12 protein-coding genes are annotated in these 14,552 nt (G+C 73.0%); 10 read left to right on the forward strand and 2 right to left on the reverse strand.

What is annotated here, in order from left to right; genetic code table 11:
* Positions 1-74 precede the first annotated feature (74 nt).
* Entirely contained in the window at positions 75-1,127 is a 1,053-nt protein-coding gene (locus ABIC52_RS04135; protein ID WP_126891929.1) for a zinc-dependent alcohol dehydrogenase family protein, read from the reverse strand.
* A 97-nt stretch (positions 1,128-1,224) separates the two neighbouring features.
* On the opposite strand from ABIC52_RS04135, the gene ABIC52_RS04140 reads away from it, so the two are divergent.
* From ABIC52_RS04140 to ABIC52_RS04180, 9 genes are all read left to right on the forward strand, one after another.
* Positions 1,225-2,157 carry a DUF3097 domain-containing protein gene (locus ABIC52_RS04140; protein ID WP_238638198.1) on the forward strand — a complete coding sequence of 311 codons (933 nt, stop codon included), beginning with the start codon at positions 1,225-1,227 and terminating at the stop codon, positions 2,155-2,157.
* 653 nt (positions 2,158-2,810) lie between these two features.
* Positions 2,811-3,464 carry a spermidine/putrescine ABC transporter substrate-binding protein gene (locus ABIC52_RS04145; RefSeq protein ID WP_209677754.1) on the forward strand — a complete coding sequence of 218 codons (654 nt, stop codon included), beginning with the start codon at positions 2,811-2,813 and terminating at the stop codon, positions 3,462-3,464.
* Positions 3,465-3,626: 162 nt separating this feature from the next.
* Positions 3,627-4,028 (forward strand): DUF3054 domain-containing protein, encoded by a 402-nt coding sequence (locus ABIC52_RS04150; protein WP_126891926.1) that lies wholly within the window; start codon positions 3,627-3,629, stop codon positions 4,026-4,028.
* 178 nt (positions 4,029-4,206) lie between these two features.
* Positions 4,207-5,781, forward strand: coding sequence for an inositol monophosphatase family protein (locus ABIC52_RS04155; protein WP_354026688.1), 1,575 nt, complete (start codon positions 4,207-4,209; stop codon positions 5,779-5,781).
* A 114-nt stretch (positions 5,782-5,895) separates the two neighbouring features.
* A complete protein-coding gene (locus ABIC52_RS04160; RefSeq protein ID WP_238638197.1) occupies positions 5,896-6,741 on the forward strand; it encodes a hypothetical protein in 846 nt (281 codons plus the stop codon).
* A gap of 59 nt (positions 6,742-6,800) precedes the next feature.
* Positions 6,801-7,877 (forward strand): ATP-binding cassette domain-containing protein, encoded by a 1,077-nt coding sequence (locus tag ABIC52_RS04165; RefSeq protein ID WP_209677760.1) that lies wholly within the window; start codon positions 6,801-6,803, stop codon positions 7,875-7,877.
* Complete coding sequence (locus ABIC52_RS04170; RefSeq protein WP_435526060.1) at positions 7,874-8,719, forward strand: ABC transporter permease; 846 nt, start codon at positions 7,874-7,876, stop codon at positions 8,717-8,719. Before ABIC52_RS04165 ends, ABIC52_RS04170 begins: the two co-directional genes overlap by 4 nt.
* A gap of 65 nt (positions 8,720-8,784) precedes the next feature.
* Complete coding sequence (locus tag ABIC52_RS04175) at positions 8,785-10,770, forward strand: amino acid permease (RefSeq protein ID WP_209823274.1); 1,986 nt, start codon at positions 8,785-8,787, stop codon at positions 10,768-10,770.
* Entirely contained in the window at positions 10,767-11,744 is a 978-nt protein-coding gene (locus ABIC52_RS04180; RefSeq protein ID WP_354026689.1) for a DMT family transporter, read from the forward strand. The genes ABIC52_RS04175 and ABIC52_RS04180 overlap by 4 nt, the downstream gene beginning before the upstream one ends.
* Here the strand turns inward: ABIC52_RS04180 and ABIC52_RS04185 are convergent.
* On the reverse strand, positions 11,731-13,413 hold the full coding sequence (locus ABIC52_RS04185) for a long-chain-fatty-acid--CoA ligase (protein WP_354026690.1): 1,683 nt from the start codon (positions 13,411-13,413) through the stop codon (positions 11,731-11,733). The two genes, ABIC52_RS04180 and ABIC52_RS04185, sit on opposite strands and share 14 nt — an antisense overlap.
* 72 nt (positions 13,414-13,485) lie before the next feature.
* On the opposite strand from ABIC52_RS04185, the gene ABIC52_RS04190 reads away from it, so the two are divergent.
* A complete protein-coding gene (locus tag ABIC52_RS04190; protein WP_354026691.1) occupies positions 13,486-14,415 on the forward strand; it encodes an oxygenase MpaB family protein in 930 nt (309 codons plus the stop codon).
* Positions 14,416-14,552: the final 137 nt, after the last annotated feature.

Here is a 14,552-nt window from a genome sequence, read left to right on the forward strand (position 1 = left end):
TGACGGGCGCTGCCGGGTGCCGGGTCCGGGGTGGGCAGCGTGTGCCGCCGACCCGGACCCGGAGCCCCTCGTAGCTACGGACGCAGCAGCACCTTGATCGCGCGTCGCTCGTCCATCGCCGCGTACGCCTCGGCTGCCTGGTCGAGGGGCAGCTCGAGGTCGAACACCTTGCCCGGCTCGATCGTCCGCGACAGCACGTCCGGCAGCAGCTCCTCGATGTACGCGCGGGCCGGGGCCATGCCGCCGCCGACCGTGATGTTCTTCGCGAACAGGAACGGCATCGGCAGCTCCGGGTCGCCGGCGGGGACACCGACGTAGCCGACGTTGCCGCCGGGACGGACGACCCGCAGCGCCTGGTCCATGCTCTCCGCGGTGCCGACGGCCTCGAGGGCGCAGTCGGCGAGCTCCCCGCCGAGCAGCTCGCGCACGGCGGCGATGCCCTGGTCACCGCGGGTCTCGACGATGTCCGTCGCGCCGAACTCCCGCGCCAGCGCCTGACGGTCGGCGTGCCGGCTCATCGCGATGATGCGCTCGGCACCCAGCCGCGACGCCGCGAGCACCGCGGACAGGCCGACCGCGCCGTCGCCGACGACCACGACGGTCTTGCCGGGGCCGACCTCGGCCGACACCGCAGCGTGGTGCCCGGTCGAGAACACGTCGGACAGCGTGAGGAGCGAGGGCACGAGGTCGTCGTCCACCGGGCCGGGGACCTTCACGAGCGTCGCCGCCGCGTCGGGCACGCGCACGTACTCGGACTGGGCGCCGCCGATGGGGTGGCCGTAGGCGTCGGTCGTACCGCCGAAGATCGAGCTGTGCTCGCAGCCGCTCGTCATGCCGTGCGTGCACGCCTGGCAGGTGCCGTCGTTCGTCGTGAACGGCGCGATGACGAAGTCGCCCGCAGCGAGGTCGGTGACGTCGGCACCGACGGACTCGACGACGCCGACGAACTCGTGTCCGATCGTGTGGGCCTGCTCGGTCCCGCGGACGCCGCGGTAGGGCCAGAGGTCGGAGCCGCAGACGCAGGACGCGGTCACCTTGACGACGGCGTCGCTGGGCTCGATGACGGTGGGGGTGTCGCGCTCCTCGACGCGGATGTCGCGAGGGGCGTGGATGACGGTTGCGCGCACGGGGTGGCCTTCCGATCGTGGGGGTGGACGCGGCGCGTACCGTGACGCGCCAGGGTGCCGGCGCCGTTGCGGGACCCGTCGACACTACGCTTCCCGGGTGGACGACGACCGCTACGGCAGTGACGTGCTCTCGGGCGACTGGCGCTCGAAGGGCGTCAAGAAGGTGCGGCAGGTGCCGCTCGAACGCGACATGGTGCTCGAGGACCCGGACTCCGGGTGGGCGGGCGCCGTCGTCGGGCTCGAGGCGGGCAACGTCTCCCTGGAGGACTGGAAGGGTCGCACCCGCGCCTTCCCCTTCACCGGACAGTTCCTGCTCGAGGGCGAACTCGTCACCCTCGGCCGTCCGCAGGCTCCGGTGGGCCGGTCCGCGGCGGCCGCGCCGCCCGCACGCTCCGTCGGGACGGCCGGGAGGCCCGCAGCGGCCCCGGCGGTCCGGCACGCCTCCGACGGTGGCCGGCTCCGCACCGCGTCCGGTTCGTTCGCCGTCGAGCAGCAGCGGGCACGCGTGGCGCTGCCCTCCCGCATCATGGTCGAGGGCAAGCACGACGCCGAGCTCGTTGAGAAGGTCTGGGGAACCGACCTGCGCGTCGAGGGCGTCGTCGTCGAGGAGCTCTCCGGCGTCGACAACCTGGCGGACGTCCTCGAGGAGTTCCGCCCGACCCGCGAGCGCCGCGTCGGTGTCCTGGTCGACCACCTCGTGCCGGGGTCGAAGGAGTCCCGCTTCGCCGACGCCGTGATGCGCGGGAAGTGGGGCGCGCACGTCCTCGTCGTCGGGCACCCGTTCGTCGACGTCTGGCAGTCGGTGAAGCCGTCGCGGCTCGGGCTCGAGGCGTGGCCGACGATCCCGCGGTCCGTCGAGTGGAAGAAGGGCATCTGCCAGCACCTCGGGTGGCCTGCCGAGGAGCAGGCCGACATCGCCCGTGCGTGGCAGCGGATCCTCGGGCAGGTCCGGACCTTCGCCGACCTGGAGCCGCAGCTGCTCGGACGTGTCGAGGAGCTCATCGACTTCGTGACCGAGCCGAGGGCCTGACCCGGCCGGCGACCCGCCGACGTCCCCTCCGCGGCGGGGGCGCCCCGGGCCTCCCGCCCGTCGGCGTCCGCGTCCCCGTCCCCGTCCCCGAGCGGGCGGAACCCGCATCCCCGCGGCGTTCGGGTTCCCGTTTCCGCCCGTTCGGGTTCCTGCGTGGGGAATGTCGGGCGCGGGGTGCCGGGCGGGCGGAACCCGAGCCTCCGCGGGCGGTCCCGTTCCCGTTTCCGCCCGTTCGCGCACTGTGCCTGGTCGATGTCTGGCGCGGGGTTGCCGGGCGGGCGGAATCCGCGCCTCCGGGGGCGCTCCCGTTCCCGTTTCCGCCCGTTCGCGTTCCTGGGTGGGGGGATGCCGGGCGCGGGGTGCCGGGCGGGCGGAATCCGCGCCTCCGGGGGCGCTCCCGTTTCCGTTTCCGCCCGTTCGCGCACTGTGCCTGGTCGATGTCGGGCGCTGGGTTGCCGGGCGGGCGGAACCCGCGCCTCCGCGGGCGGTTCCGTTCCCGTTTCCGCCCGTTCGCGCACTGTGCTGGGACGATGCCGCGCGCGCGGGGTCACGCGAGCGGGCGGAACCCGCGGGCCCGTCGACGCGCACGGTGCGTTTCCGCCCGCTCGGGTGTGCTCCGGGGGCAACCGCGCCCCGCGGCCTACTGTTGAGGGATGGACGGCATCGACGGTCGCGTACGGAGCGCGGTCGACGTGTGGTTGCGCTGGCTGCCGCGGTGGCAGATCGGGACCGCACGGCCCCGGACGCGCATCTGCCGGAAGTGCACCGGGTCACCGATCGCCTCGGCGGCGGGCTTCGGGCCGGACGTGCCGCACGCCGTCCAGCACGCGTTGATCGGTCGGATCTCGACCATCGTCGAGGACGCCGTCGACGAGTACACAGCGAAGAACCTCCCGCTGCTGCAGCGCGAGCTCGAACGGGCAGCCGCGAGGAAGCGGCACGCGGGCTACCAGCCGACCGAGGGCCTCTCGCCGGAGTTCCAGGGTCTCGACGTGGACCCGGAGCCCTCGCCGGGAGAACCGTTCCTCTTCACCCTCGACGAGATGACGGGCACGGGGGCAGGGGAGCAGACGCCGCGCGAGCCGTTGTCCGACGAGGCGAAGGCGGCACTCCGGCACGAGATCGCCCTGTCGGACGAGTGCGCGCGCGCGACGGGGACGGCCGTGTGCCTGGCCCTCGTCGAGCACCGTCCACGCATCGCCGAGGCCGTCGAGCGCCTCGTGGAACCGCAGATCGCAGCGCTGGTCACCGACATGTTCCGCGGGTTCGACGGACCGGAGGGCCCTGGGCGCCCCGGGCTCTTCTGACCGCGGGGCACGACGCCGGGACTCCGCGGCGGGGCGACGCCGCGACGCCGCGACGCCGCGACGCGGGGACGGCTGGACGCTCCGACGCTCCGACGCAGCGACGGCAGACCAGCGACCGTCCACGTGTCGCTCGCGGTGGTCTGACCGCGGGACAATGGGCGGGTGACTCGCACATGGGGCTGGCTCGCAGCCGTCGTCGACATCGTCCTCATCGTCGTGTTCGCGCTCATCGGGCGGTCCTCGCACGCCGAGGCGACGACGTTCGCCGGGACCTGGACGACGGCGTACCCGTTCCTGGCCGGCTGGCTGGTCGGCTACCTGGTCGTGCGCGGCTGGCGGCACCCGCTCCGGCTGTGGCCGACCGGTGTGGTCGTCTGGGTGGCGACGGTCGCGATCGGCATGCTGCTCCGGGTGCTGACCGGGCAGGGCGACGTCGCGGGCGATCCGTTGCCGCTGTCGTTCGTGATCGTGGCGACGATCGTCCTGGCGGTCTTCCTGCTGGGGTGGCGTCTGGTCGTCGGACTCGTCCTCCGTGCCGGACGCCGGGGCCGCGGTCGCGCCTGAGCGCCGGACCGGACCCGATCGGACGTTGGGACCCCGGTCGCGCCTGAGCGCCGGACCGGACCCGATCAGACGCCGGGACCCCGGCCGCGCCTGAGCACCCGACCAGACTCCGCTCCACCACCGCGACCGTTCACCCGCCGGTCACCCAGCCGCCACCCGCGGCCGGGAGCATGCCGGGATGACGACGCTCGACCACGCCACCGTCGGCCCGGGCCACGACGGCCGCGCAGCGAGGACCCTCCCGCGTCTCGTCGCGCGTCGTGGCGCTCCCCGGGTCCGGCGCGAGGACACCCTGCCGTCCATCGCCGTCGCCGAGGCCCTCGGCGCCGACGTGGTCGAGGTCGACGTGCGCCGGACGGCCGACGGCGTCGCGGTCCTGCTGCTCGACGAGACCCTGGGTCGGCTCTGGGGCGACCCGCGTCGCGTCGCCGACGTCTCGTGGTGCGAGGTCGCCCGGCTCGGGAACGGGCTCGACCGCATCCCGCGCCTGGACGCCGTGCTGGAACGGCTCGACGGCTGCCGGGCTGCCCTCCTGCTCCACGTCGTCGACCCCGCCGACGCCCTGGTCGCGACGAGGACGGTCGCGGCGTCCACCTGGGACACCGTGGTCGCGTGGACGGGGACGCCCCCGGCGCTCGCCGCGGTCCGTGCAGCACTGCCGAACGCCGACACCTGGCTCCCGTGGGAGTCGCTCGACGTCCCGACCGGCGAGGACACGGCGGAGCTCCGACCGTCGACCCTGGTGCTCGACGACGTGTTCCTCACGCCGGACACGGTGACAGCGGCTCACGACCTCGGCGTCGCGGTCGCCGTGCGGACCGTCGACGAGCCGGAACCCGTCCGCTGGGCGGCGCGCACGGGAGCGGACCTCGTGGCCACCGACGACGTCGCGTCCGCCCGGGCCGTGCTGGCCGGCGGCGAGCGCGACGGCTGGGCACTGCCCGAGCGCGAACCCACCGAGGAGGAGGTCGGCACGCGTGCCCAGGCGCTCGCCCACCGCATCGCGCACGAGGTGATCGCCTTCACCCGCGAGCACCCGGTCGGCCAGGTCGGGACGAAGCGCGGCGTCGGCGGTCCGGTCACCGACGTCGACCGTGCGGTCGAGCGACTCGTCCGTGCCCGCGTCCGTGCGGCCTTCCCCACGCACGGGTTCACGGGCGAGGAGTACGGCACGGCACCGGGCGACCGGCACCACTGGTACCTCGACCCGGTCGACGGCACGACGAACCTGGTCAACGGGGTGCCCTGGACGGCGATGTCGCTGTGCCTGACCCGCGGCGGGCAACCCCTCGTCGGTGTCGTGGCCGATCCGTGGCGCGGCGAGGTCCTCGAGGCCCGTCGCGGCCGGGGCGCGGTGCTCCGCGACGCGCCGCTGCACCTCGACGACACGCCTCGGGCACTCGCCGGGTCCGTCGTGGGCGTCGAGTTCGGTGGACCAGGGGCGCGGGGCGGGTCCGGGAGGCTCGTGGCCGCGTTGGCGGACCGCGCCTGCGCCGTGCGCGTGATGGGTTCCAGCACGTTGACGGTCGCACAGGTCGCCGCCGGTCGCGGGGTCGGCGGCTGCGTCCCGGCGTTCGACCCGGTGGACCACGGCGCGGCGGTGCTGCTCGTGCACGAGGCCGGGGGTGTGGTCCTCACCCTCGACGGCCCCGCGGGCGGCTTCCCGCGGGCAGGGGAGCCCTTCCTCGTCGCGCACCCGGGCACGGCCGACGAGCTCTTCGCGATCTGGTCGACGGCTCTCGGCGCGCGCTGACACCGCTCTCGGCTGCTTCTGTGCAGCCGTACAGCCAGTGGTCGTCGGCGCTGCCTAGGTTGGTGTCGACGGACGCTCCCGACCCGGGACGGACCGCACCGAAGGAGCAACGACATGGGATTCCTCGACCGACTGCTCGGCCGTCCCGATCGCGACCGCGACCAGCAGGGCGGGTGGGGCCAGCCGCAGCAACAGCAGCCGCAGCAGCCGACCCAGCAGGGCTACCGGTACGGGCAGCAGTCGTACCAGGTGCCGCCCGTCCAGCAGGGGCAGCAGTACGGCACTCCGCAGGGCCAGTACGGCACGCCGCAGTGGGGCGGACAGCAGCCGGGCGGACCGGGTGCGCAGCAGCCCGGCGGCCAGCAGGACGCCTCGTCCGCGGAGGACCAGCGCGCCGTCGAGCGCTACCGCTACCTGCTCCGCACGGCTCCGCCCGAGCGCATCGAGGAGGTCCATGCCGAGGCGTTCGCGACCCTGACGCCCGAGCAGCGCAGGATGGTCTACGACGAGTTCACCCGCAGCGCTCCCGACGGCGAGGCACCCCGCGGCGACGACCCCCGGTCCCTGGCCCAGGCGGCGACCCGGTCGGAGATCCGACAGCCCGGCTTCATGGAGCGCTCGCTCGGTGGGATGAACGGCGGTGCCGGTGCGATGGGGCAGCGCGGTGGTCCCTCGTTCGGCCGGATGATCGGTGCGTCGATCCTCGGCACGGTGGCCGGGTACGTCATCGGTTCGGCGATCATGAGCGCCTTCCTGCCCGACGCCGGATCGTTCGACGGCGGTACCGATGCTGCGGGCGACGGTGGTTCGGAGGACACTGGTGCCGACTCCGGTGACGGCGGGGCGTCCGATGCGGGCGCGTCCGACGGCGGCGGGTACGAGAACGCGGGCTGGGACGACGGCGGTGGTGACTTCGGCGGCGGCGGCTTCGGCGACTTCGGCGGTGACTTCGACGTCTGACTGACGTCGTCGCTCCCGCCGACCCCACACCACACCGACGTGGCCGACGAGGGAGCGACATGGCCATCATCGAGGCCTCCGGGCTGACCAAGACCTACCGATCGCGCTCGGGGCCGGTGCACGCACTGGCCGGGCTCGACCTCGCCGTCCCCGAGGGCACCGTCACGGCGCTCCTCGGGCCGAACGGCGCGGGCAAGACCACGACCGTCAAGGTCCTCACGACGCTCGTCACCCCGGACTCCGGTGGGGCGACGATCGACGGCATCGACGTGGTCGCCGACCCGCAGGCGACCCGGCGGTCCATCGGTGTCTCGGGGCAGTACGCCGCGGTCGACGAGAACCTGACCGGGGCCGAGAACCTCGAGATGATCGGCCGGTTGTACCACCTCGGCCGGCGTGCGGCGCGGCAGCGGGCCCGCGAGCTCATCGACGTGTTCGACCTGTCCGAGGCCGGTGACCGCCCGGTGAAGGGCTTCTCCGGCGGGATGCGCCGCCGCATCGACCTCGCCGGCGCACTCGTGACGAACCCGCGTGTGCTGTTCCTCGACGAGCCGACGACCGGCCTCGACCCCCGGAGCCGTCTCGCGCTCTGGGGGATCATCGAGGGCCTGGTCGGCGACGGTGCCACCGTGCTCCTCACGACGCAGTACCTGGAGGAGGCGGATCAGCTCGCGGACGACATCGCCGTGATCGACGACGGACGGGTGATCGCCGAGGGCACCGCCGACCAGCTCAAGGCCCAGGTGGGCGGCCACCGGGTGGTCGTCACCCTGGTCGACGGGGACGACCGGGAGGCCGTGGTCACCGCCCTGCGCCGCCACGGCGTCGGTGACGTGGAGACCTCGGCCGACGGGCGGACCTCCGGCATCGCGGTCGAGGCCGGACCGCAGGCGCTCCGGCGGGTGCTCGCCGACCTCGGCGAGGCGGGGATCCGGCTGCACGACGCCGGCATGCGCCGGCCGACGCTCGACGACGTGTTCCTGCGCCTCACGGGACACGCCGCCACGGCGGAGGACGGGGACGCGCCGGACGGTGGCGGCGGGGCGGGCGCGGGCCGTGCCTCCCGGCCGGGTCGACGTGACACGGTGCCGGCCGCCGGTGACGCGACCGACAGCACGCCGGAGCGTGTCCGGTGACCGCCGTCGGCGCGTCGCGGCAGCAGCTGCCGGTGGTCGTGACGTCGCCCGTCGCGATCTGGTTCGAGGACGGCTGGACCGTCACGTGGCGGAACCTGACGAAGATCAAGCGCTCGCCGGACATGCTCGTCTTCGCGGTGCTGCAGCCGATCATGTTCGTGCTGCTCTTCAGCCAGGTGTACGGCGGAGCCATCCAGGTGCGGGGAACGGACTACACGCAGTTCCTCATGGCGGGCATCTTCGCGCAGACCGTCGTGTTCGGGGCGACCTTCTCGGGGTCGGCGATGGCGCAGGACCTCAAGGAGGGGCTGATCGACCGGTTCCGGACGCTGCCGATGTCGGCATCGGCGGTGCTGGTGGGTCGGACGAACTCGGACCTGGTGCTCAACGCGATCTCGATGGTGATCATGATGCTGACCGGGCTCGCGGTCGGCTGGCGGGTCGGGTCGGCGCCGCACGAGTTCCTCGCGGGGGTCGGGCTGCTCCTGCTGTTCAGCTACGCGTTCAGCTGGGTGATGGCGCTGCTCGGGATGAGCGTCCGGACGCCGGAGGTGATCAACAACGCGTCCTTCATGGTGCTGTTCCCGTTGACCTTCATCTCGAACGCGTTCGTGCCCAGCGAGACGATGCCGCTGGTGCTGCGGGTGTTCGCGGAGTGGAACCCGGTGTCGTCGCTCGTGCAGGCCGCACGGGAGCTGTTCGGCAACGCCGGGACGGCACCGGTGCCCGACGTCTGGACGATGCAGCACCCCGTGGCGACCGTCCTGGTCGGGATCGCGGTGATGCTCGTGGTGTTCGTGCCGCTGGCCGTCCGGAAGTACACCAGGATCAGCGCGGACTGAGTCCGTTCCACAGTCCCGCACGAGGGGTCCCCGAGGGTCACCGGGACCGCTTACGATCGACTCTCGTGACCGCGACCGAAGCCGAGCGTGCCGCCCAGGGCGGCGCCACCGGGCGACCCTCCGACCGCAGCGTGCGACTGCGCCGCTGGATGCTGCACGGAGCCGACCAGGGCGCCTCGCACCAGGGCCCCCACCAGGTCGAGGTCGAGAAGACCCACTCGTGGTGGCGGGTGATGTGCCTGACCGGTGTCGACTACTTCTCGACGCTCGGCTACCAGCCCGCCATCGCCGCGCTCGCCGCGGGGTTGCTGTCGCCGATCGCGACGATCGTGCTCGTGCTCGTGACCCTGTTCGGCGCCCTGCCCGTGTACCGACGGGTGGCCTCGGACAGCTTCAAGGGTGCGGGCTCGATCATGATGCTCGAGAAGCTGCTGCCCTGGTGGGCCGGCAAGCTCTTCGTGCTCGTGCTGCTCGGGTTCGCCGTGACCGACTTCATGATCACGATGACGCTCTCGGCGGCCGACGCCACCGCGCACATCGCGGAGAACCCGTTCACGCCGCACTGGTTCACCGAGATCCCGGTGCCGATCACGCTCGTGCTGCTGCTCCTGCTCGGCATCGTGTTCCTCCGCGGCTTCAAGGAGGCGATCGGCATCGCGGTCGGGCTCGTCGCGGTGTTCCTCCTGCTCAACGCGGTCGTCGTCGTGGTGGCGCTGTGGCACGTGTTCGAGCGCCCGGTCGTCGCGAGCGACTGGTGGTCGAACCTCACGGCGCAGCACAGCAACCCGCTCGTCATGATCGGGATCGCGCTGGTCGTGTTCCCGAAGCTCGCGCTCGGCCTGTCCGGGTTCGAGACGGGTGTCGCGGTGATGCCGCAGGTGCGCGGTGACGCCGGCGACGACCCGAACGGCCGCCCGGAGGGGCGGATCCGCGGGACGAAGCGCCTGCTGACGACCGCCGCGATCATCATGAGCACGTTCCTCATCACGTCCTCGATCGCCACGACCTTCCTCATCCCGCAGCAGGAGTTCCAGCCGGGCGGCGGGGCGAACGGCCGCGCGCTGGCGTTCCTGGCGCACGAGTACCTCGGCAACGTCTTCGGGTCCGTGTACGACGTCTCGACCGTGGCGATCCTGTGGTTCGCGGGTGCGAGCGCGATGGCCGGTCTGCTCAACCTCGTGCCGCGCTTCCTGCCCCGCTACGGCATGGCGCCGCAGTGGGCCCGGGCGACGCGTCCGCTCGTGATCATCTTCACGCTGATCGCCTTCGTCATCACGATCATCTTCGAGGCGAACGTCGACGCGCAGGGCGGCGCGTACGCCACGGGTGTCCTCGTGCTCATCACGAGTGCGGCGGTCGCGGTGACGCTGTCGGCGCGACGGAAGCAGCAGAAGAAGCGCACGATCGGGTTCGGGATCATCGCGGTCGTGTTCGTCTACACGACGGTCGCGAACGTCATCGAACGTCCGGACGGCGTCCGCATCGCCGCGGTGTTCATCATCGCCATCGTCGTCGTGTCGCTGGTGTCCCGCGTGCGACGGTCGTTCGAGCTCCGGGCGTCGTCGATCGAGCTGGACGCGACCGCCCGGCAGTTCATCGAGGCCGACGCCGACCAGTTCAGCTCGATCTGCATCATCGCGAACGAGCCGGGCGCCGGGACCGCCGAGGCGTACCGGTCGAAGGGGCGCGAGGAACGCCGCGACTCCGGGATCCCGGCACGCGTGCCGACGATGTTCCTCGAGGTGCTGCCGGCCGACTCGTCCGACTTCGAGGAGGACCTGGTCGTCGAGGGGCACGTGGTGCAGGGGCACCGGGTGCTGCGCGTCCGGTCCGGCAACGTGCCGAACACCATCGCGTCGACGCTGCTCGCCGTGCGGGACATCGCCGGCGTCGTGCCGAGCATCTACTTCGAGTGGAACGAGGGCAGCCCGATCCAGAACGCCCTGCGGTTCGTCTTCACCGGGGTCGGTGACGTCGCGCCGGTGACGCGCGAGGTCCTGCGCGAGGCGGAGCCGGACGTGCACCGGCGGCCGACCGTCCACGTGTCGTGACCCACCCGGCGGCCGTGGGGCGTGCCTCCCGTCCGGTGGGCGGTCCGGTCGCGGTCCTCGTCGCCGCCGCCGTCTGGGGGACGACGGGGACCGCGACCCACTTCGCGCCCGGCGTCCCGGCGGTCGTGTTCGGTGCGGTGACGTTCGGCCTCGGCGGGCTCGTGCTCGCCGCGACGACGGGTCGTTCCGCGGTGCGTGCCGTCACCGGTCCCGGTTCCCGGCGGTGGGTGCTGCTCGGCGCGGTCTCGCTCGTCGTGTACGCGGTCGCGTTCTACGCGGCGCTCGCCGACGCGGGGGTCGCGCTCGGCACGACGGTGGCCATCGGGTCGTCGCCGCTCTTCGCCGGACTGGTGGAGTGGGTGGCGGACGGGAGGCGCGTGGCCGGTCGCTGGGTCGTCGCCACGCTGGTGAGCGTGGTCGGCATGGTCGTCGTCACCCTCGCGCGGTCCGAAGCGCCCGGCAGCGGGTCGCTGCCGCTCGGGCTGGGCAGTGCGCTCCTCGCCGGGCTGGCCTACGCAACCTACTCGTGGGCGGTCGCGCGGGGGATGCACGCGGCGTCCAGGGCCCGCCCGGCGTCGTCGCTGCCGGGCACCGGAGCCGGCACCGCGCCCGGAGCAGCCGGGCGCGGGGTGGTCGGGGCCGTGTTCGGGCTGGCTGCCGTCCCGCTCGTCGTGCTCGCGCTGGTCGCCGGGCACGACGCCCTGTCGGTCGGGGCGAACTGGCCCGTGTTCGTCTACCTCGCGCTCGTGCCGACGGTGCTCGGGCACTCGCTGTACGCCGTCGGGCTGCGGCGGGTGAGCGCCTCGGTCGCGACCCTGCTGTCGTTGTTCGAGCCCGTGGTCGCCGCGGTGCTCGCCATGCTCGTGGTCGGCGAACACCTCGGCGCTGCCGGGTGGGCGGGTGTCGGGCTGGTGGTCGCCGGGCTCGCGGTGCTCGCGCTCCCGAAACGGGGAGGCGTGCCTACTTCGCGGTGATCTGGTCGCGCACCTTGCGGCGGAGCACCTTGCCGATCATCGAGCGCGGCAGGTCCTCGACCACGACGATGCGCCGCGGCACCTTGTAGGCCGCGAGCTGCTCGCGCGACCACGCGCGGAGGGCCTCGGCGTCGAACGTCCCCGGGTCCTTGGGCACGACGGCCGCGACGACCTGCTCGTTGCCGCCCTGCGTGATGCCGACGACGGCGACCTCGCGCACGCTGGGGTGCTTGAGCAGGGCGTCCTCGACCTCGGACGGCGACACGTTGAAGCCGCCGGTGATGATGAGCTCCTTGAGCCGGTCGACGATGCTGACGAAGCCGTCCGCGTCGATCGACACGACGTCACCGGTGCGGAACCAGCCGTCGGGCGTGAAGACCTCGTCGGTGGCCTCGGCCTTGCCCCAGTACCCGCGGAACACCTGCGGACCCCGGACCTGGAGCTCGCCGGCCTCGCCCGTGCCGAGCACCTTCGACTGGTCGTCCGGGTCGACGACGCGGGCCTCGGTGGACGACAGCGGCAGACCGATCGCACCGAGGCGACGCTCGGGGGAGACCGGGTTCGCCATGAGGACGGGGGAGCACTCGGACAGTCCGTAGCCCTCGACGAGGTAGCCGCCCGTGCGGGCCTCCCAGGGCTCGACGACGTCCTGCGACAGCGGCATGGCACCCGAGATCCCGATCTCGATGCCCTGCAGCGACACCTTCGCCGAGTCCGCCGCGTGCTGCAGCCGGGTGTAGATCGGCGGCACGGCCGGCAGGAACGTCGGCGGGTGCTTCTTCATCGCCTTGAGCACGAGTGCGGGGTCGAACGCCGGGAAGAGCACGAGTCGCGAGGCCATGCTCATCGCGAAGGTCAGGCACAGCGTCAGGCCGTAGGCGTGGAACATCGGCAGCACCGCGTACACAGTGTTGTCGCCCCGCCGGATGGCCGGCACCCAGGCGCGGGCCTGCGCGGCGTTGGCGAGCAGGTTCCGGTGGCTGAGCACCGCACCCTTCGGCACCCCGGTGGTGCCCGACGTGTACTGGATCAGCGCGACGTCGGTCGTCGTCGGACGCGGGTGGCGCTTCGACAGCTTCCGGGTGGAGACGAGGTCGTCCCACTTCGTCGTACCTCGCACGCTCGTGGTCAGCTTCGCGCGGGACTCCCGGGCCTTCGCCACCGGCAGTGCCAGGGCGAGACGGGTCGCCCGGGGCATCGCGCGTGTCAGGTCGACGGAGACGATCGCGTCGAGGCGCACGTCCGCGGGGAAGTCCTGGAGCGTGGCGACGGACTTGTCCCACGCGATCGCGACCTTCGCGCCGTGGTCCTCGAACTGGTGGCGGAGCTCGCGCGCGGTGTACAGCGGGTTGTGCTCGACGACGATCGCCCCGAGCCGGAGCACCGCGTAGAAGGCGACCACGTGCTGCGGGCAGTTCGGCAGCACGATCGCCACGCGGTCCCCGGCGCTAACGCCGAGCTTCCGCAGGCCGTTCGCAGCGCGGAGGATCTGCTCCTGCAGGTCAGCGTAGGTCGTCGTCCTGCCGAAGAACTCGAGCGCCACCTTCCCCGGGAAGCGGTCTGCTGACTGCTCCACGATGTCGGAGAGCGAGCCCGTGGGCTCGTCGATGTCGTGCGGGACCCCCGGGGCGTACGAGGCAAGCCAGGGACGAGGCGTGTCGATGCTCACTCGGCCAACCTACCGGCGGAGCCGTGCTCGTTGTCAGGGCCCACTGTCAGGGGCACGTCGGACGATGGGGGCATGGCTTCCGTGTCCGACGCGTTCCGCTCCCGCCTCAACGACACCTTCACCAACGGCGCGACCGAGCGTCCCGCCTGGATCGACGAGCTCGAACAGGGCTCCGACGCGGGCTTCTTCGGCCCGGGCTCCGCGACCTGGGCCGTGCACGGCGGCAACCACACCGTGCTCGCCGGCGTCCGCGCGCTGCTCGTGCAGGCGCTCCACCCCGGCGCACTCGCCGGCGTCGCCGACCACTCGCGCTACCGCGAGGACCCGTTCGGCCGCCTCGCGGGCACGATCCGGTGGATCTACACGGTGTCGCACGGCGACACGCAGCAGGCCACGCACGCCAGCCAGTGGGTGCGGAAGCTGCACGAGCGGGTGGTCGGCGAGTACGTCGACGGCCACGGCGTGACGAAGCCGTACGCCGCGAACGACCCGGACCTGGCACGGTGGGTGCACCTCGCCTTCACCGACGCCTTCCTGCGGAGCGCACAGGTCTGGGGCAAGCCCGTCCCGGGCGGCGCCGACGCCTACGTGCGGGAGTGGGCGATCGCGGGACGCCTCATGGGTGTCGAGGATGCTCCGGAGTCGGACGCCGAACTCCGTGCGCAGATGAACGGCTACCTCGACCGCGGGGAGCTCAAGGCCGACGCCCGCACGCACGACGTGGTCCGGTTCATCAAGGACCCGCCCCTCGCCAGGCTCCTCCGCCCGGGCTACCGGGCGCTCTTCGACGGCGCGGTCGCATCGCTCGACCCGCGGCACCGGTCGATGCTCGCGCTGCGGACGCCCGGTGTCGGGCCGGTGCAGCTGCCGGTCCGTCAGGTCGCGGGTGTCGTGCTCGACGGGATCGGCGCGGTGCTCGGCACGACCCCGGGCACGGAGCGTGCGGCGCTGGTCCGGATCGCGCGGTTGGAGCAGGAGGCCCGGCAGGACGCCACCGCCTGACCGGCGGGCCCGTTCGTCTCCGGGGATCCGGTCGTCGATCCGTCTCCGGGGGTCCGGTCGTCGGTCCGTCTCCGGCGGTCCGGTCGTCGAACCGTCTCCGGTGGCCGGCCGTCGATCGGGACGCGCGCCCCGACGGA

Origin of the sequence: Curtobacterium oceanosedimentum, assembly GCF_040545555.1 — a bacterium.
In the GTDB taxonomy this organism is placed as follows: domain Bacteria; phylum Actinomycetota; class Actinomycetes; order Actinomycetales; family Microbacteriaceae; genus Curtobacterium.

Coding starts and splice junctions, on each gene's coding strand:
- ABIC52_RS04155 (WP_354026688.1), top strand. CDS start 4,207: ATGACGACGCTCGACCACGCCACCGTCGGCCCGGGCCACGACGGCCGC.
- ABIC52_RS04190 (WP_354026691.1), top strand. CDS start 13,486: ATGGCTTCCGTGTCCGACGCGTTCCGCTCCCGCCTCAACGACACCTTC.
- ABIC52_RS04145 (WP_209677754.1), top strand. CDS start 2,811: ATGGACGGCATCGACGGTCGCGTACGGAGCGCGGTCGACGTGTGGTTG.
- ABIC52_RS04165 (WP_209677760.1), top strand. CDS start 6,801: ATGGCCATCATCGAGGCCTCCGGGCTGACCAAGACCTACCGATCGCGC.
- ABIC52_RS04160 (WP_238638197.1), top strand. CDS start 5,896: ATGGGATTCCTCGACCGACTGCTCGGCCGTCCCGATCGCGACCGCGAC.